Raw genomic sequence first — 16,368 nt, forward strand, 5'->3', positions numbered from 1 at the left:
ATCATGATGCCGTCCACCCGTCCTCTCGAAGGCATTACCGTCGTCAGCCTGGAACACGCCATCGCCGCGCCGTTCTGCACGCGCCAGCTGGCCGACATGGGCGCCCGCGTGATCAAGGTCGAACGTCCCGGCGTCGGCGACTTCGCACGCGGCTACGACGAGCGCGTCAACGGGCTGTCTTCGCATTTCGTCTGGACCAACCGTTCCAAGGAAAGCCTCACGCTCAACCTCAAGGATGCGGACGGCAAGGCCATCATCGACAAGCTGCTGGACGAAGCCGACGTGTTGGTGCAGAACCTCGCGCCCGGCGCCGCGGCCGGACTCGGCCTGTCGGCGGCCGTGCTGCACAAGAAGAATCCGCGCCTGATCGTCTGCGACATTTCCGGTTATGGCGAGAACGGCCCTTACCGCGACAAGAAAGCCTATGATCTGCTGATCCAGAGTGAAGCCGGTTTCCTGTCGGTGACCGGCACCGCCGACGAGCAAGCCAAGGCCGGCTGCTCGATCGCCGACATCGCCGCCGGCATGTACGCCTATTCCCACATCCTGGCGGCGCTGATCAAGCGTGGTCGCGACGGCACAGGCAGCCACATCGACCTGTCGATGCTGGAGTCGCTGACCGAATGGATGAGTTTCCCGATGTATTACGCCTATCAGGGCGCATCGGCGCCGGTGCGTTCGGGCGCCGAGCACGCGACGATTTATCCCTATGGCCCGTTCACCGCCGGCGACGGCAAGGTGGTCATGCTGGGCCTGCAGAACGAGCGCGAATGGAAAGTGTTCTGCGAATCGGTCTTGCAGGATCCGGCGCTGGCGCAGGATGCGCGCTTCTCGACCAATTCACGCCGTCACGAAAACCGCGCCGAATTGCGCAAGCTGATCCTCGACATGTTCACACCGCTGACGGCGCAAGAAGTGGTGGCGCGGCTCGACCAGGCGCAGATCGCCAACGCCAGCGTCAACACCATGCGAGACCTGTGGGAGCATCCGCAACTGGCGGCGCGCGAGCGCTGGACCGAAGTCGGCTCGCCTGCCGGCAACTTGCCCGCCTTGTTGCCGCCGGGTGTGAACAATACCTTCGACTTCCGCATGGACGCCATCCCGGCGCTGGGCCAGCACACCGACGCCATTCTCGCCAAGCTCGGTTATGCACAGGCCGACATCGACGCTTTACGCGCACGCGGAGCAGTGTGATGACAGCCTCGCCGCTCGCGCGGTCCTACCTGTTCGTCCCCGCCAACCGGCCCGACCGCTACGGCAAGGCGCTGGCCAGCGGCGCGGATGCGGTCATCGTGGATCTGGAGGATGCGGTGGCGCCGGCGGCCAAGACGCAGGCGCGCGACACGCTGGCCGATTGGCTGGCGCAGCAAGCCAATCAGCAGGCCAATCAGCAAGACAAGCTGTGGGTGCGCATCAATGCCGCCGACACCGAGTGGTATGCCGACGACGTGCGTTGCTTCGCCAATGCCCCGATCGCCGGCATCGTGCTGCCCAAGGCGGATGACTGCGACGCCATCCGCAATATCGCCCAGCATTTCGTCGGTCCGCGCAGCCGTTCGCGTCTGTTGCCGCTGATCGAAACCGCAGTCGGCATTGCGCAGATGCGTGATATCGCCCGCGCGCAGCATGTCGAGCGACTGGTGTTCGGTTCGATCGACCTGCAAGTCGATCTCGGCATCCAGTGCGAACCGCAGGAAAGCGAGCTGACCCATCTGCGTGTGGAGATGGTCATCGCCTCGCGGCTGGCGAACATTGCACAACCGGTCGACGGCGTGACGACTACGTTCGACGACTTGCCTTTTCTGGAACATGCAGTCAGCCGTGCGCGTCGCATCGGATTCGGTGCCAAGTTGTGCATCCATCCGCGTCAGGTCGGCATCGTCAACCAGGGATTCCTGCCCAGCGCCGACGAAATTACCTGGGCCCGCGCCGTCATGGCGGCGGTGGCGCAGAGCGACGGCGGCGCGATCTCGCTGAACGGAAAAATGATCGACAAGCCGGTCATCATGCAGGCGGAAAAATTCCTGCGGCTGATCGGAGAGGCGCAATTAATTTGATTCTGCAATTTGATTCTGGAGTTTGATTCAGCAGTGATAGCAGTAAAGAGGTAGTAAAAAAATACAAAAGCAAAAAGCAGGAAACGCAAAGCCGCAAGGAGACAACCCCAGCGGTTCTGCAAGCCAGACGCACGGTACGGTACGAAACAACACAACAACAAGCAAGCGTGGGGATGCATGACGGAGATCGTTCATGCACTGACGCACACCATCGCATTACGTATCCATTCTTGGAGGAGATATGTTTACAACAAAAATCACCCGGCTGATGCTGGCCGCAGGCTTTGCCATGACCGCACTGGCTCTGCCGCTCGCACAGGCACAAACCGCCAAACCGGCCGAACTCAAGATCGGCATCACCACCTTCACGTCCGGTCCGGCCTCGGTATTCGGCGTGCCGGCCAAGCAGGCCGCGGAAATCTACCTGGAAGACCTCAACGCCGCCGGCGGCATCAACGGCGTCAAGGTTGTGCCGACCTTTGTCGATGAAGGCGTGGGTGGCGACAAGCTGCTGTCCGAATATCGCCGCGTGGTGCAGGAGCAGGGCGTCAAGGTGATGCTCGGCTCGATCTCCAGCGGCAGCTGCAACATCGTCGCGCCGGTGGCGGAAGACCTCAAGGTGCTCAACATCCTGTGGGATTGCGGTACCGAAAAAGTGCTGGAAGAGCGCCGCTATCGCTACGTCGTGCGCACCCAGGCCAACGCCACCACCGAAATGGTCGCCAGCGTGCTGTACCTGCTGCGCCAGAAACCGAACTTCAAGACCATCGCCGTGGTGAACCAGGATTACGCCTGGGGCCGCGATTCGTGGGAGCTGTTCTCGCACACGCTGAAGATGCTGAAGCCTGACGTCAAGGTGGTGGCCGAGCTGTTCCCGAAATTCGGCGCCAGCGATTTCTCGACCGAAATCAGCCGCCTGCAGGCGCTGCGGCCGGACGTCATCCTGTCGACCTCATGGGGCGGCGATCTCGACACCTTCGTGCGGCAGTCGGCGCAACGCGGCCTGATCAAGAACTCGCTGTTCGTGTTGCCGCTGGCGGAGAGCTCGCTGGAACGCCTGGGCACGACCCTGCCTGACGGCGTCATCGTCGGCGCGCGCGGCGACCATTACTTCCTGCATCCGGAGCTCAAGGACGATCCGAAGCTGAAGAACTTCGTGCAGAAGTTCAAGGCCAAGACCGGCGCCTATCCGATCTACTCGGTCTATCACATGATCCAGGCGCTGGACGGCATGGTGGCCGGCTACGACAAGGCGATCAAGGCCAACAAGGGCCAGTGGCCGAGCACCGAGCAGGTGGCTGACGCCATGCACGGCCTGAACTTCCGCGGCCTGACGCGTGAAGTGAAGATCCGCGCCGACGGCCAGGGCCTGGAAGACCAGTTGCTGGGCACCACCAAGAAGACTGCCGCCTATCCATTCCCGGTGCTCGACAAGATCGAGATCTATCCGGCTGAAATGGCGATCGCGCCGGTCGGACAAAAGTCGGTGGACTGGGTCAAGACCATCAAGCCGGAGCTCTTGCGCGATCCTCGCATCAAGACCTTCCCGCCCATCGCCAACTGAACCCCGACCGGACTGACTGAGCAACAACATGAACCAGGAATTATTCTTGCTGGCCATGCTGGACGGGTTGTCATACGCGGCGCTGCTGTTTCTGGTGGCGCTGGGTATGACGCTGGTGTTCGGCGTGATGCGGATCCTCAACATGGCGCACGGCAGCATGTACGCCTTCGGCGGCTATTTCGCCGCGACCCTCGGGATGTGGGCGGTCGCTGCGAAATTTTCGCCGGCGTGGTCCTTCGTCTGGCTGCTGGTGGCCGCGCTGGTGGTCGGCGCCGTCATGGGAGCCGTCATGGAAATCTTCCTGCTGCGCCGTATCTATCACAAGGAACAGATACTGCAGTTGCTGGTGACCTTCGCCGCCTTCATGATCTTTGAAGATCTGCAACGGCTGATCTGGGGCTCCCAGCCTTATTTCGTTTCCGACATCGTCAACTATCTCGGCGTGGCCGAGGTGCTTGGCATTACGTACACGCGCTATCAGCTGATGGTGTTGCCGGGCGTGGCGCTGGTGGTGTTCTTCGGCTTGCGGCATTTCCTCAAGTCGAGCAGCACCGGGCGCCAGATTGTCGCCGTGGCGCACAACCGCGAGGTGGCGATGGCGATGGGCATCGACGCCCGTCGCATCTGCCTGCTGACTTTCGTGGTCGGTTCGATGCTGGGCGCCCTCGGCGGCGCGCTGGCGTCGCCCACGACCTCGCTGGTGCCGGGCATCGGCGCCGACATGATCGTGCTGTCGTTCGCGGTGGTCGCCACCGCGGGTCTCGGGCAGATCGAAGGCACGCTGATCACGGCGATCCTGATCGGCCTGACGCGTTCGTTCGCGGTCTATCTGCAGCCTGAAAGCGAAGTGCTGGTGCCGTACCTGATCATGGTGCTGGTGTTGCTGTTCCGTCCACAGGGATTGTTCTCCGTGGCTCAGGCGAGGAGGGTGTGATGACAAAAACAACAACGTCAAAAATGACATCGCCGAAAATAAAAATAGCCGGCGTCCTGCTGGTGCTGTTCGCGCTGGGCTTGCCGATGATCTGGCCCTGGCTCAAAACGCCGATGGTGGTGGCAACCAGTTTCGGCATCGCTGCGCTGGGCGTCTCCATCCTGATCCGTTCCGGACAACTGTCGTTCGGCCATGCGATGTTTTCCTGCGCGGCCGGTTATGCGGTGGCCTTCACGGCGCGCGCCATGCCGGAGCTCGACAGCGCCGTGCTGATCCTGCTCGGCACGGTGTTCGGCGCGGTCATGGGCATGGTGATCGGCTTGTTCGTGGTGCGCTACCGGGCGATCTTCTTCGGCATGCTGAACCTGGCATTGTCGATGGTGCTGTTCTCCATCCTCGGCAAGTTCTACAGCCTGACCGGCGGCACCGACGGCATTCGTCTGGCGCGTCCGACTTTCTTCGGCGTGCGCATGGAGCGGGACGGTTTTGAAACCACCTTGCTGGTCGTGGCCGTGGTGTTGGCGGTGGCGCTGGCCTGGGGCGTTCAACGCTACATGATGTCCATCGCCGGGCAGGCGCTGACTGCGGTCAAGACCAACGAGACGCGGCTGGAATACGTCGGTCTCTCGGCTAACCGGGCGCTGTGGATCGGCTACGTCATCTCGGCTGCGCTATGCGGTTTGTCGGGTGCGATGTTTGCGCTGATGCAGGGGCTGGTGACGCCGGAGATGGGCTACTGGGTGCGTTCGGGCGAGATCGTGTTCATCTCCATCCTCGGCGGCGTCGGCCATCCGGTCGGTGCGTTCCTGGGTGCGCTGGTGTTCGAGTTCGTCAAGCTGTACTCGGCGGCGCTGTTCACCGGCGCCTGGCAGATGGTGTTGGGCTTTGTATTGATCGGGCTGGTGTTCTTCGTGCCGACCGGCTTGTCCGGCCTGCTGTTCCGGAAGGAGCCAAAGTGAGCCAAAAATCCATGACCCAGCCTCTGTTGCAAACAAGCGGACTGCAACTGGCCTTCGGCGGTCTTGTCGTGGCCGACAACATCAACTTCGAGCTGCATCCCGGAGAACGCCTGGCGGTGATCGGCCAGAACGGCGCCGGCAAGACCACCTTCATCAACATCTGCACCGGCTTCATCCGGCCCAGCGGCGGCACGGTCAGCTTCGACGGCCGTGACATCACACGTCTGTCGCCGCGCGCCATCGTCCAGCGCGGCATCGGCCGGTCGTTCCAGTTGCCGCAGCTGTTCCTTGAGCACACCGTGCGCGAATGCATACAGCTGGCGGCAGCCGGACGGACCGGGCGCCTGCGTATCTGGACTCCGCTCGATCGCGCGATCCCGGCGACGGAAGTCGACCACATTCTGGAGCTGGTTGGTCTTCGCTCCCGGGCCGACGAACTGTGCTCGCTGCTGCCGGAAGGCCAGCGCAAGCTGCTCGACATCGCCATGGCGCTGGTGTTGCAGCCCAAGCTGCTGATCATGGACGAACCGACCAGCGGCGTGTCCACGGATGAAAAGCACGGACTGATGGCGATCATCATGCGTGTACTCGACGAGCAGAAGATCACTTCGATCTTCGTCGAGCATGACGTCGACATCGTGACGCAGTACGCGACGCGCGTGGCGGCCTGGATTTCGGGCCGCATCGCCGCCGACGGACCGCCGCAGGAAGTCCTCGCCAATCCTGAAATCCGCCGCAACGTGATCGGAGAATGACATGCTGAAAATCAAGAACGTCAGCGCGCGCATCGCCGGCATCACCGTGCTGCGCCAGATCGAGACGGAGTTCCGCGCCGGCGGCCTGCTGGCCGTGGTGGGGCGCAACGGCGCCGGCAAGACCACCTTGCTGCGCGCCGTCATGGGCCTGATTCCGCTGCAGGAGGGGGTGATCGAGTTCGACGGCCGCGACCTGGCTGCGGTGCCGGCGCATGGCCGCGTCGCGCTCGGCATCGGCTATGCACCGGAAGACCGGGTGATGTTCCCGACCTTCACCGTGGAAGAAAACCTGCGCCTGCCGTGCGACGTGCTGGGCCTGTCCACTGCAGAAGTCGACCGTCGCCTGGAGAAAGCCCTGACGGTGGTGCCGCAGCTCAAGGAAATGCTGCCGCGCTCGGGCGCTGCGCTGTCCGGCGGCCAGGGCAAGATCGCCGCACTCGGCCGCGCGCTGATGGCCGGTACGCGCCTGGTGCTGCTGGACGAGCCGTTCCAGGGACTGGCGCCGGTGCTGGCGACACAGTACGGCGAATCGCTGCGCCGCCTGCGCGAGATCGACAGCGAAGTCTGCGTGGTGGTCACCGAATCCAACCGCAGCCTGCTGCGCGACCTGCCCGACGACACCCTCACATTGGAGCGCGGAGAGCTAACGCATGCCGCGCCCGTGCACTGAACCGACAAGCTGAATCGAAAAGCTGAATCAAAAATTTAACCTACCGGAGACACACATGAAAACCATACTGATAGACGGCCGCTGGCAAGCGGCTCAGGACGAACGCACCATCGACGTCATCGATCCCAGCAACGCCAAGGTGTTCAGCAGCATTTCGCGCGGCGGCGAAGCCGACGTCAAGCTGGCGGTGGACGCGGCACGCCGTGCGCTGAGCGGGCCATGGGGCAGGATGACCGCGACCGAGCGCGGTCGCCTGCTGCAGAAACTGGGCGAACTGATCCTCGTCAACGCCGAAGAAATCGCCCAGCTGGAAGCGCGCGACACCGGTAAGCCGATCACCGTGGCGCGCAACGACGTCAAGGTAGTGGCGCGTTATTTCGAGTTCTACGGCACCGCCGCCGACAAGATTCACGGTGAAACCATTCCTTACCTGGAAGGCTACAACGTCAGCCTGGTGCGCGTGCCGCACGGCGTGACCGCGCACATCATCCCGTGGAATTATCCGGCGCAGATGTTCGGCCGTTCGCTGGCGCCAGCGCTGGCGATGGGCAACGCCACCGTGCTCAAGCCGTCGGAAGACGCTTGCCTGAGCGGCATCAAGATCGCCGAGCTGGCCATCGAAGCCGGCTTCCCGCCGGGCGCGCTGAACCTGGTCACCGGCTACGGCCATGAAGCTGGTGCCGCGCTCACCGCGCATCCCGGCATCGACTTCGCCACCTTCACCGGTTCGCCTGAAGTCGGTGTGATGGTGCAGGAAGCGACCGCGCGCAACCATGTTGCCTGCGTGCTGGAACTGGGCGGAAAGTCGCCGCAGATCGTGTTTGAAGATGTCGACTTCGACAAGGCGCTGCCGGTGATCGTCAAGGCCATCACGCAGAACGCCGGCCAAACCTGTTCGGCCGGCAGCCGCCTGCTGGTGCAGGAAAGCATCTACGACAAGTTCGTCGCGGCGGTGGCCGAGCGCTTCAAGGCGGTGACGGTCGGCACGCCCGAGATGGATCTCGATTGCGGCCCCATCGTCAACAAGAAGCAATACGATCGCGTGCGCAAGTTCATCAGCGAAGCGGTCGAATCGGGCGTGCCGCTGCTGGCCGAAGGCGCCTTCGGCAAGGATTTGCCGGCCGACGGTTATTTCGTCAAGCCGGCCTTCTTCGGCCGCGTGCCGCGCGATCACCGGCTGGCCTGCAAGGAAGTGTTCGGACCAGTGCTGTCGGCGATCCCGTTCAAGGACGAGGAAGACGCCATCGAGCTGGCCAACGCCACCGAGTTCGGTCTCGCCGCCGGCATCTGGACCGAGAACGGTGGACGCCAGGCGCGCGTCTCGCAGCGTGTGCTGAGTGGCCAGGTCTTCATCAACTGCTACGGCGCCGGCGGCGGCGTCGAATTGCCGTTCGGCGGCGTCAAGAAGAGTGGCCACGGCCGCGAGAAGGGCTTGCTGGCGCTGGAAGAAATGAGCACCACCAAGACCGTCGTTCACTACTACAAATAAGGCGCGCCATGACTCAGTTACTCGACAAGGTCGCCATCGTCACCGGCGCGGCGTCCGGCTTCGGCGCTGAAATCGCACGCGCCTATGTACGCGAAGGCGCCAAGGTGGTGCTGGCGGACATCAATTACGACGGCGCGCAGTTGCTGGCGCATGAACTCGGCAGCGCGGCCAGCGCCGTGATCTGCGACGTCACCAGCGCGACCGACGTCAATGCCGCCGTCAAGCATTGCGTCGACCGTTTCGGCGTGCCCGACATCATCGTCAACAACGCCGGCACCACGCATCGCAACCAGCCCATGCAGGATGTCGACGAGGCGACCTTCGACCGCATGTACGCGATCAACGTCAAGTCGATCTACCACATGACGCGCGCGGTGTTGCCGCTGATGCGTGAACGCAATGCGCAGCAGAAGGATCGCGGCGGTGTGATGCTCAATGTCGGCTCAGTGGCGGGCATCCGTCCGCGCCCCGGGCTGACCTGGTACAACAGCTCCAAGGGCGCGGTCAACATGCTGTCGAAATCGATGGCGGTCGAACTGGCGCCGGATCGCATCCGCGTGCATGCGATCTGCCCGGTGATGGGTGCGACCGGCTTGCTTGAGCAGTTCATGGGCGTGCCCGACACGCCGGAGAACCGCGCGCGCTTCATCGCCACGATCCCGCTGGGACGCATGTGCGAAGGCGCCGACGTCGCCAATGTGGCCGTGTTCCTCGCCACTGACGCCTCGCATTTTTTGACCGGAATGGAAGTGCCGGTCGATGGTGGTCGTATCATCTGAGGATTCATTCGAACCGGAGAAGACATCATGAAGATTCAGGCAGCAGTATTGAGAGAAACAACCACCGTCGAACCTTTTGCCAGCAGCCGTCCCTTGCGCATTGAGGAGCTCGATCTCGACGCGCCCGGACCCGGCGAAGTACTGGTCAAGATGCGTGCCGCCGGCCTGTGCCACTCCGACTTGTCGGTGATCACCGGGGTACGTCCGCGGCCGGTGCCGATGGCGCTGGGCCATGAAGCTTCGGGCGAAGTACTCGAGGTCGGCGCCGGCGTCACCGACCTGCGACGCGGCGACCTCGTGGTGCTGGTGTTCGTGCCGAGCTGCGGTCATTGCCTGCCGTGCATGGAAGGCCGTCCCGCGCTATGCGAGCCGGGCGCCGAAACCAACACCAAGGGCCAACTGCTGTCGGGCGCATTGCGCCTGCGTGCGCAGAACAAGCCGGTCAATCATCACATGGGCGTGTCGGCCTTCGCCGACCATGCCGTGGTGTCGCGCCGCTCCTGCGTCAAGGTCGAGGCCGACATCGATCCGATTGAAGCCGCCTTGTTCGGCTGCGCGGTGCTGACCGGCGTCGGCGCTGCCGTCAATACGGCCGAGGTCAAGGCCGGCACCACCGCCGCCGTGCTCGGACTGGGCGGCGTCGGCTTGTGCGCCATGCTGGGCGCGCTGGCCTCGGGCGCACGCGAAGTGATCGCGGTCGATCTGCACGACAGCAAGCTGGCGCTGGCCAAATCGCTAGGCGCTACGGCCACCGTCAATGCACGCGACCCGGACGCAGTGGAAAAGGTCAGGGCGCTGACCAAGGGCGGCGTCGACTATGCCTTCGAAATGGCGGGCTCGGTGCAGGCCATGGAAGCCGCCTATCGCATGACGCGCCGCGGCGGCATGACGGTCACCGCGGGCTTGCCCGCGCCCGACCAGAAATGGGCCTTGCAGCAAGTCAGCCTGGTTGCGGAAGAGCGCACGGTCAAGGGCAGCTACATCGGCTCCTGCGTGCCGCTGCGCGACATCCCGCGTTACATCGGCCTGTATAAAAGCGGCCGCTTGCCGATCGACAAACTGATGGGGCAGCGGCTGGCATTGTCGGATATCAACAGCGGCTTCGACCGTCTGGCTTCAGGGGAAGGATTGCGCGATCTGATCGTTTTCTGATTGCTTTTTTGTTTTTGCAATGGCGTCACAAAGGAGACAAAGCATGACCAAAAAACTATTCGCTGCGGCTACGACCGCAGCATTGCTGGCATTCGCACTGCAGGCAACACCGGCGCTGGCGCAGCAGACCATCGTCATCAAGTTCAGTCACGTGGTGGCCAACAACACGCCCAAGGGCAAGGGCGCGGAGCGGTTCAAGCAACTGGCCGAAGAACGCACCAAAGGGCGCGTGAAGGTCGAGGTCTATCCGAACAGCCAGCTCTACAAGGACAAGGAAGAACTGGAAGCCTTGCAGCTCGGCGCGGTGCAGATGCTGGCGCCGTCGCTGGCCAAGTTCGGTCCGCTGGGCGTGAAGGAATATGAAGTCTTCGATCTGCCGTACATCTTCCCCAATCGCGCGGTGCTGGCGCGCATCACCGAAGGACCGATCGGCCAGAACCTGTTCAAGAAACTGGAAACCAAGGGCATCAAGGGCCTGGCCTACTGGGACAACGGCATGAAGGTGATGACCGCCAACAAGCCGCTGCACAAGGTCGACGATTTCCGAGGGATGAAGATGCGCATCCAGTCGTCCAAGGTGCTGGACGAGCAGTTCCGTGCGCTCAAGGCCAATCCGCAGGTACTGGCGTTCTCCGAGGTCTACCAGGCGATGCAGACCGGCGTGGTCGACGGCAGCGAAAATACACCCTCCAATATCTACTCGCAGAAAGTGCATGAAGTGCAATCGCAGCTGACCGTGTCAGATCACGGCTACATCGGCTACGCGGTGATTGTGAACAAGAAATTCTGGGACAGCCTGCCGCCGGATGTGCGCGGCCAGCTCGAGTCGGCCATGAAGGATGCCACCCGCTACGCCAACGCCATCGCCCAGCAAGAGAATGAAGACGCCTTGGCGGCGATCAAGGCTTCCGGCAAGACCAAGGTGTACTACCTGACCGACGCCGAAAAGGCCGAATGGCGCAAGGCCTTGCTGCCGGTGCACAAGACGATGGAGTCGCGCGTCGGCAAGGACCTGATCCAGGAAATCTACAAGGAGACCGCCAATCTCGGCGCAAAGTAATTCGCTGCAATATTAAAAAAGCCCGTCGGCGCAAACCGGCGGGCTTTTTGTTTGGGACGCTGAATCGGAACTCAGGGCGCCGGATTCGGCTGCATCTTGTGGATCGCGTCGATCTGCTCGACGATTTCCGGCGACAGTTGCACCGACAGGCTGTCGATGTTGCTGCGCAGCTGTTCCAGCGTGGTGGCGCCGATGATGTTCGACGTCACGAACGGGCGGCTGTTGACATAGGCCAGCGCCAGTTGCGCCGGATCGATGCCGTGCTTGCGGGCGAGTGCAACATAGGCCTTGGCGGCCGATTCGGCTTGCGGGTTGGTGTAGCGGGCGAAGCGTTCGAATAAAGTCAGACGACCGCCGGCAGGGCGAGCACCGTTCTCATATTTTCCGGACAGCACGCCGAAGGCCAGCGGCGAATAGGCCAGCAGGCCGACTTGCTCGCGGTGGGCGAATTCAGCGAGGTTGATTTCGAAATTGCGATTCAGCAAATTGTAAGGATTCTGGATCGTCACGATGCGTTCGAGATCGAACTTCTCGGCCGCGCGCAGGAACTGCGCCACGCCCCACGAGGTTTCATTCGACAAGCCGATGTGACGGATTTTGCCGGCCTTGACGAACTCGGACAGGATGCTCAGCGTCTCGTCGATAGGGACGGTATCTTCATCGGCGACGTGTGCGTAATTGAGCTGCCCGAAGCTGTTGACGCTGCGATCCGGCCAGTGCAATTGATACAGGTCGACGTGATCGAGCTGCAGGCGTTCGAGGCTGCCGTTAAGCGCCTCGGTCAGTCCCTTGCGGTCGAAGTTGTTGATGCCGCCGCGCACGTGGCGCGGGTTGTGCGGCTTGCGGGCAGGGCCGGTGGCCTTGGTGGCGATCAGCAACTGGTCGCGTTTGCCGGACTTCTTGAGCCAGGTGCCGAGGTAGCGTTCGCTCAGGCCTTGCGTTTCCGCCTTGGGCGGCACCGGATACATTTCGGCGACGTCGATCAGGTTGATGCCGCGTTCGGTGGCGTAGTCGAGCTGTGCGTGCGCTTCAGCTTCGGTGTTCTGTTCACCCCAGGTCATGGTGCCGAGTGTGATCAGGCTGACGTTGATGTTGGTGCGGCCAAGTGGGCGGTATTGCATGTATGAATCCTTTGGGAAAGCGCAGGAGCGCGAAAGACCAGGCAAACGCGAAAGACGGCGTGCGGGAAATGAAGTAGTATATCCGCGCGCTGCAATCCTCGCAGCACCCGCTTTCACGCACCATCCCGCACAAGAAAAATCCTCGCCAATGACTTCCGCCATCGCGCCAGAACAGCTGTTACATCACCGCTCTTTCCGACTGTTCTGGCTCGCCAGCGTAGCCTCGACGATTGCACTGCAAATGCAGATCGTCGCCGTCGGCTGGCAGGTCTATCAACTCACGCATAGTCCGTTCGATCTCGGCATCGTCGGGCTGGTGCAATTCATTCCGTCGCTGTTTCTGGTGTTCGTGGTCGGCCATGTGGCGGACCGCCATGACCGTCGTCAAGTCGCGCGTTTCAGCATCCTGGTGGAGGCGATCGCCGCCGGTTTGCTGGCGGCGGGCAGCCTCGGCGGCTGGCTGACCAAGGAAGCGATCTTCGCCATCGTGTTCGTGATCGGCGCCGGCCGCGCCTTCAGCAAGCCGACCATGTCGGCCATGCTGCCGACGCTGATACAACCTTCATTGCTGCCGCGTGCGGTGGCAGGATCGGCATCGGCGACGCAGGTGGCGATCATCATCGGACCTGCCATCGGCGGTTTCCTGTATGTGGCCGGACCGTCGACGGTGTACATCACCAGCTGCGTCCTGTTCGTGCTGTGCAGCGTGCTGGTGTCGATGATCAAGGTGGAAACGCCACCGAGCAAACGCGAGAACGCCACGCTCAAATCCGTGTTTGCCGGGATTGCCTACATTCGTAGCAAGCCGGCGATCTTCGGCGCCATTTCGCTCGATCTGTTTGCGGTGCTGCTGGGCGGCGCGACGGCGCTGCTGCCGGTGTATGCGCACGACATCCTGCACACCAATTCGGTCGGACTCGGACTGCTGCGTTCGGCGCCGGCGGTGGGCGCCTTGTCGGTGGCGATCTTCCTGGCGCGGAATCCGCTCAAGGGCCGCATCGGTCGCACCATGTTCATCGCGGTGGGGATTTTCGGCCTGGCGACAATCGCGTTCGGATTGTCGCAGTCCTTCGTGGTGTCGTTGCTGGCGCTGGTGGTGCTGGGCGCCTCGGACATGATCAGCGTGGTGGTGCGCTCGACCTTTGTGCAGCTGGAGACGCCCGACGAAATGCGCGGCCGCGTGAGCGCGGTGAATTCCGTCTTCATCGGCACCTCGAACCAGCTTGGCGAATTCGAGTCCGGACTGACCGCCGCGTGGTTCGGCGCGGTGCCGGCGGTGTTGATCGGCGGCATCGGTACGCTGGTGGTGGTGGCGCTGTGGATCAGGCTGTTCCCGCAACTGTTCCATGTCGATCGTCTGGTGGACAACACCAGCAAGAAATAGTCACGGAACAATCACGGAACAATCACGGAATAATCACGGAATAATCACGGAATAATCACAGAAACATCACGCCATCGAGACCCTAGTTGGCGAGACGGATCTTCACATGCGGCAGCGGCCCGTCCGCTTCCGAAAACACCACCGGGCAATTGACCACCAGATTGGTCTTTTCAATGCTCACCTGGCCGGCTTCTTCAGCGGCCAGCACTTCTTCTTCCGACTTCAATATGCGCGGCTGCTTTCCGGTCAGCCACGTGACCTTGTGCACCTGCCACAGCGGTGAGTAGTTGAGATTGGCGTTGGACGCGCCGATGGGCGAGGGCAGTGACGGCAGCACGCCGCCTTGCTTGAAATTCGCGAATGCATAGATGCGCTCGACCGCACTTGGCTGGCCGGGCTGACGCGCTTGATTGATGGCGTTGGCCAGGCGCGGCACGTAGTTGGCGCCCATCTCGACGGCTGCCTTTTTGTCGGAGACGTCGGTGGTGACGTAGCGCACCACCTTGCCGTCGTACCAGCCGGAGACCAGCGGCAGTTCGACGATGTCGCCGGTGGCTTGCGCGTGTGCCTGTGAAAGTACGAAGGCAGCAGCGACGAAGGAAAACGAACGCAGGAAATGTATGGTCATGTTTTATCGATCATGGAAGAAGGCGGGACGCCGTACGTGAGTCGCGACGGACTGGCGAAATATTACAACGACATCAACGATATTGACGATATCGACGACATGCGTCCGAAAAAGAAAAAAGGCCTGCGGGATAACCGGCAGGCCTTTTTTCATCGTGACGTGCTTACTGCGGATGGAACTGATGCGCGAAGGTGAATTCGTCGATGCGCGGGGTGTACTTCAGGCCCTTGCGCACCGCCCACGTCGCATACTGGTGATGCAGCGGGATCACGGCGTAGTCGTTCAGCGCCACGGTGGCGGCTTGCTTGGCGAACTCCTGACGTTGCTTTTCATCGACCGAGCCGAGCGAGGATTGCACCAGCTTGTCCACTTGCGGATTGCTGTACTTGCCCCAGTTCCACGAACCCCAGCCGGTGGTCGCGTCGGTGGTGCCGACCAGTGTGCGCAAGCCGAAGTCGCCGGCCAGCGTGCCCCAGCCCAGCAGCGCGACGCTGAAGTCGCCGTTGCGCGCCTTGCCGAAGTAGACCGACAGCGGGAAGGTCTCGACCTTGGTCTGGATGCCGACGCGGCTCAGGAACTGCGCCACGGTCTGCACCACGCGCTCATCGTTGATGTAGCGGTTGTTCGGACCATGCAGCGTCAGCGCGAAACCGTTCGGATAACCGGCGGCGGCCAGCAGCTTCTTGGCGCCTTCAGGATCGTATTTCTCGACCTTCAGGTTGTCGGCATAGCCGAGGATGCCCGGCGCAACGATATTGGAAGCCGGCGTGCCGAGGCCTTCCAGCGTGCGTTCGGTCAGGGCCTGGCGGTTGATGGCCTTGGAGATCGCCTGGCGGACACGGATGTCTTTCAGCGGATTCTTGTCCAATGGCTTGCCGGACTTGTCGGTGATGTCAGGCGTCTTGTCGCGCGACTGATCCAGCGTCCAGAAAATCGTGCGCCACGAGGTGCGTTGCACCAGGCTGAATTTCGGATTGGTCTTCAGCTTCGGTACGTCGGCCGGCGGTACGCTGTCGATGGCGTCGACTTCACCGGCCAGCAAGGCGGCCAGGCGTGCGCCGTCAGACGTCAGGATACGGAAGGTGACCTTGTCCCAGTCGGCCTTGCCGCCCCAGTAGCTGTCGTTGCGGATCAGCTCTATGCTGTCGCCGCGCTTGAAGTTGCCGAACTTGAACGGACCGGTGCCGATCAGCGCCTTGCCGCTGTTGAAGTCTTCGGTGGTGGCGTTTTGCGCCGCCTTCTTGGAGACGATGAAGATGGTGCTCACATCCAGCGCCAGCGGGCCATATGGTGCGGCGGTCTTCAGGCGCACGGTGTAGGGATCGACGATTTCCTTGCCGATGATCTGCTTGGTGTAGCTGGTGAACGGGCCGGGGCTGTTGGTCAGCGTGGCAGGGCGGTCGAGCGAGAACACCACGTCTTCGGCGGTGAAGTCGGAGCCGTCATGGAACTTGACGCCGCGGCGCAGCTTGAATTCCCAGGTGGTCGGATCGACGGCTTTCCACGATACCGCGAGGCCCGGGATCAGCTTGCCGGTCGCGTCGACGTTGACCAACGCGTCAAACAGGTGCGACGACAAGGAAATGTTCGGCGCGATGTTGTTGAAATGCGGGTCCAGTGTGGACACGTCGGCAAACAGGCCGAGCTTGAGTTCGGCGGCGAGCGACGAGTGTGCGGTCAACGGCAGCACGGCGGCGGCGGCCAGGCCGGTGAACGCCAGGCTGAGCAATTTTTTCTTGAAGGACAATGCCATCACGACTCCCATGAATGAATGATTTTTGAAGCAGGCTTATTCTATTAGGACTTGTTGGTGCGA

16 protein-coding genes are annotated in these 16,368 nt (G+C 62.3%); 13 read left to right on the plus strand and 3 right to left on the minus strand.

Annotation, left to right across the window (positions count from 1 at the left end; translation table 11 throughout):
* Nucleotides 1–3: 3 nt before the first annotated feature.
* The 11 genes from E4P32_RS04705 (at nt 4) to E4P32_RS04755 (ending at nt 11,419) form a co-directional block, all read left to right on the plus strand.
* A complete protein-coding gene (locus E4P32_RS04705; RefSeq protein WP_116433034.1) occupies nt 4–1,194 on the plus strand; it encodes a CaiB/BaiF CoA-transferase family protein in 1,191 nt (396 codons plus the stop codon).
* Complete coding sequence (locus E4P32_RS04710; protein ID WP_116433033.1) at nt 1,194–2,057, plus strand: CoA ester lyase; 864 nt, start codon at nt 1,194–1,196, stop codon at nt 2,055–2,057. Before E4P32_RS04705 ends, E4P32_RS04710 begins: the two co-directional genes overlap by 1 nt.
* 289 nt (nt 2,058–2,346) lie before the next feature.
* Nucleotides 2,347–3,621 (plus strand): ABC transporter substrate-binding protein, encoded by a 1,275-nt coding sequence (locus tag E4P32_RS04715; protein ID WP_233526613.1) that lies wholly within the window; start codon nt 2,347–2,349, stop codon nt 3,619–3,621.
* A gap of 28 nt (nt 3,622–3,649) precedes the next feature.
* The gene (locus E4P32_RS04720; RefSeq protein ID WP_116433031.1) at nt 3,650–4,555 is read left to right on the plus strand and encodes a branched-chain amino acid ABC transporter permease; all 906 of its coding nucleotides are present in this window, start codon (nt 3,650–3,652) and stop codon (nt 4,553–4,555) included.
* Nucleotides 4,555–5,514, plus strand: coding sequence for a branched-chain amino acid ABC transporter permease (locus tag E4P32_RS04725; RefSeq protein WP_348533502.1), 960 nt, complete (start codon nt 4,555–4,557; stop codon nt 5,512–5,514). Before E4P32_RS04720 ends, E4P32_RS04725 begins: the two co-directional genes overlap by 1 nt.
* An 11-nt stretch (nt 5,515–5,525) precedes the next feature.
* Nucleotides 5,526–6,269 carry an ABC transporter ATP-binding protein gene (locus E4P32_RS04730; protein ID WP_116433030.1) on the plus strand — a complete coding sequence of 248 codons (744 nt, stop codon included), beginning with the start codon at nt 5,526–5,528 and terminating at the stop codon, nt 6,267–6,269.
* 1 nt (nt 6,270) lies between these two features.
* A complete protein-coding gene (locus E4P32_RS04735) occupies nt 6,271–6,939 on the plus strand; it encodes an ATP-binding cassette domain-containing protein (RefSeq protein WP_116433029.1) in 669 nt (222 codons plus the stop codon).
* 55 nt (nt 6,940–6,994) lie between these two features.
* Nucleotides 6,995–8,428 (plus strand): aldehyde dehydrogenase family protein, encoded by a 1,434-nt coding sequence (locus E4P32_RS04740; protein WP_116433028.1) that lies wholly within the window; start codon nt 6,995–6,997, stop codon nt 8,426–8,428.
* Between the two features lie 8 nt (nt 8,429–8,436).
* Nucleotides 8,437–9,207 carry a glucose 1-dehydrogenase gene (locus tag E4P32_RS04745; protein WP_116433027.1) on the plus strand — a complete coding sequence of 257 codons (771 nt, stop codon included), beginning with the start codon at nt 8,437–8,439 and terminating at the stop codon, nt 9,205–9,207.
* 27 nt (nt 9,208–9,234) lie between these two features.
* Nucleotides 9,235–10,359: a zinc-dependent alcohol dehydrogenase family protein gene (locus tag E4P32_RS04750; RefSeq protein ID WP_116433026.1), complete on the plus strand. Its 1,125-nt coding sequence runs from the start codon at nt 9,235–9,237 to the stop codon at nt 10,357–10,359.
* Between the two features lie 43 nt (nt 10,360–10,402).
* The gene (locus tag E4P32_RS04755; RefSeq protein ID WP_116433025.1) at nt 10,403–11,419 is read left to right on the plus strand and encodes a TRAP transporter substrate-binding protein; all 1,017 of its coding nucleotides are present in this window, start codon (nt 10,403–10,405) and stop codon (nt 11,417–11,419) included.
* Nucleotides 11,420–11,490: 71 nt separating this feature from the next.
* On the opposite strand, the gene E4P32_RS04760 is transcribed toward E4P32_RS04755, so the two are convergent.
* Complete coding sequence (locus E4P32_RS04760; RefSeq protein WP_116433024.1) at nt 11,491–12,540, minus strand: NADP(H)-dependent aldo-keto reductase; 1,050 nt, start codon at nt 12,538–12,540, stop codon at nt 11,491–11,493.
* Nucleotides 12,541–12,688: 148 nt separating this feature from the next.
* On the opposite strand from E4P32_RS04760, the gene E4P32_RS04765 reads away from it, so the two are divergent.
* Nucleotides 12,689–13,924: an MFS transporter gene (locus tag E4P32_RS04765; protein WP_116433023.1), complete on the plus strand. Its 1,236-nt coding sequence runs from the start codon at nt 12,689–12,691 to the stop codon at nt 13,922–13,924.
* Nucleotides 13,925–14,006: 82 nt separating this feature from the next.
* On the opposite strand, the gene E4P32_RS04770 is transcribed toward E4P32_RS04765, so the two are convergent.
* Nucleotides 14,007–14,552, minus strand: coding sequence for a hypothetical protein (locus tag E4P32_RS04770; protein ID WP_199525574.1), 546 nt, complete (start codon nt 14,550–14,552; stop codon nt 14,007–14,009).
* Here E4P32_RS04770 and E4P32_RS04775 point away from each other — a divergent pair.
* Nucleotides 14,541–14,747: a hypothetical protein gene (locus E4P32_RS04775; protein WP_135008705.1), complete on the plus strand. Its 207-nt coding sequence runs from the start codon at nt 14,541–14,543 to the stop codon at nt 14,745–14,747. The genes E4P32_RS04770 and E4P32_RS04775 overlap by 12 nt on opposite strands.
* Here the strand turns inward: E4P32_RS04775 and E4P32_RS04780 are convergent.
* On the minus strand, nt 14,716–16,305 hold the full coding sequence (locus E4P32_RS04780) for an ABC transporter substrate-binding protein (RefSeq protein WP_116433022.1): 1,590 nt from the start codon (nt 16,303–16,305) through the stop codon (nt 14,716–14,718). The two genes, E4P32_RS04775 and E4P32_RS04780, sit on opposite strands and share 32 nt — an antisense overlap.
* Nucleotides 16,306–16,368: the final 63 nt, after the last annotated feature.

It is taken from the genome of Herbaspirillum sp. 3R11, assembly GCF_004563925.1.
In the GTDB taxonomy this organism is placed as follows: Bacteria; Pseudomonadota; Gammaproteobacteria; order Burkholderiales; family Burkholderiaceae_D; genus Herbaspirillum.

Coding starts and splice junctions, on each gene's coding strand:
- E4P32_RS04705 (WP_116433034.1), top strand. CDS start 4: ATGATGCCGTCCACCCGTCCTCTCGAAGGCATTACCGTCGTCAGCCTG.
- E4P32_RS04710 (WP_116433033.1), top strand. CDS start 1,194: ATGACAGCCTCGCCGCTCGCGCGGTCCTACCTGTTCGTCCCCGCCAAC.
- E4P32_RS04715 (WP_233526613.1), top strand. CDS start 2,347: ATGACCGCACTGGCTCTGCCGCTCGCACAGGCACAAACCGCCAAACCG.
- E4P32_RS04720 (WP_116433031.1), top strand. CDS start 3,650: ATGAACCAGGAATTATTCTTGCTGGCCATGCTGGACGGGTTGTCATAC.
- E4P32_RS04725 (WP_348533502.1), top strand. CDS start 4,555: ATGACAAAAACAACAACGTCAAAAATGACATCGCCGAAAATAAAAATA.
- E4P32_RS04730 (WP_116433030.1), top strand. CDS start 5,526: ATGACCCAGCCTCTGTTGCAAACAAGCGGACTGCAACTGGCCTTCGGC.
- E4P32_RS04735 (WP_116433029.1), top strand. CDS start 6,271: ATGCTGAAAATCAAGAACGTCAGCGCGCGCATCGCCGGCATCACCGTG.
- E4P32_RS04740 (WP_116433028.1), top strand. CDS start 6,995: ATGAAAACCATACTGATAGACGGCCGCTGGCAAGCGGCTCAGGACGAA.
- E4P32_RS04745 (WP_116433027.1), top strand. CDS start 8,437: ATGACTCAGTTACTCGACAAGGTCGCCATCGTCACCGGCGCGGCGTCC.
- E4P32_RS04750 (WP_116433026.1), top strand. CDS start 9,235: ATGAAGATTCAGGCAGCAGTATTGAGAGAAACAACCACCGTCGAACCT.
- E4P32_RS04755 (WP_116433025.1), top strand. CDS start 10,403: ATGACCAAAAAACTATTCGCTGCGGCTACGACCGCAGCATTGCTGGCA.
- E4P32_RS04760 (WP_116433024.1), bottom strand. CDS start 12,540: ATGCAATACCGCCCACTTGGCCGCACCAACATCAACGTCAGCCTGATC.
- E4P32_RS04765 (WP_116433023.1), top strand. CDS start 12,689: ATGACTTCCGCCATCGCGCCAGAACAGCTGTTACATCACCGCTCTTTC.
- E4P32_RS04775 (WP_135008705.1), top strand. CDS start 14,541: ATGTATGGTCATGTTTTATCGATCATGGAAGAAGGCGGGACGCCGTAC.
- E4P32_RS04770 (WP_199525574.1), bottom strand. CDS start 14,552: ATGACCATACATTTCCTGCGTTCGTTTTCCTTCGTCGCTGCTGCCTTC.
- E4P32_RS04780 (WP_116433022.1), bottom strand. CDS start 16,305: ATGGCATTGTCCTTCAAGAAAAAATTGCTCAGCCTGGCGTTCACCGGC.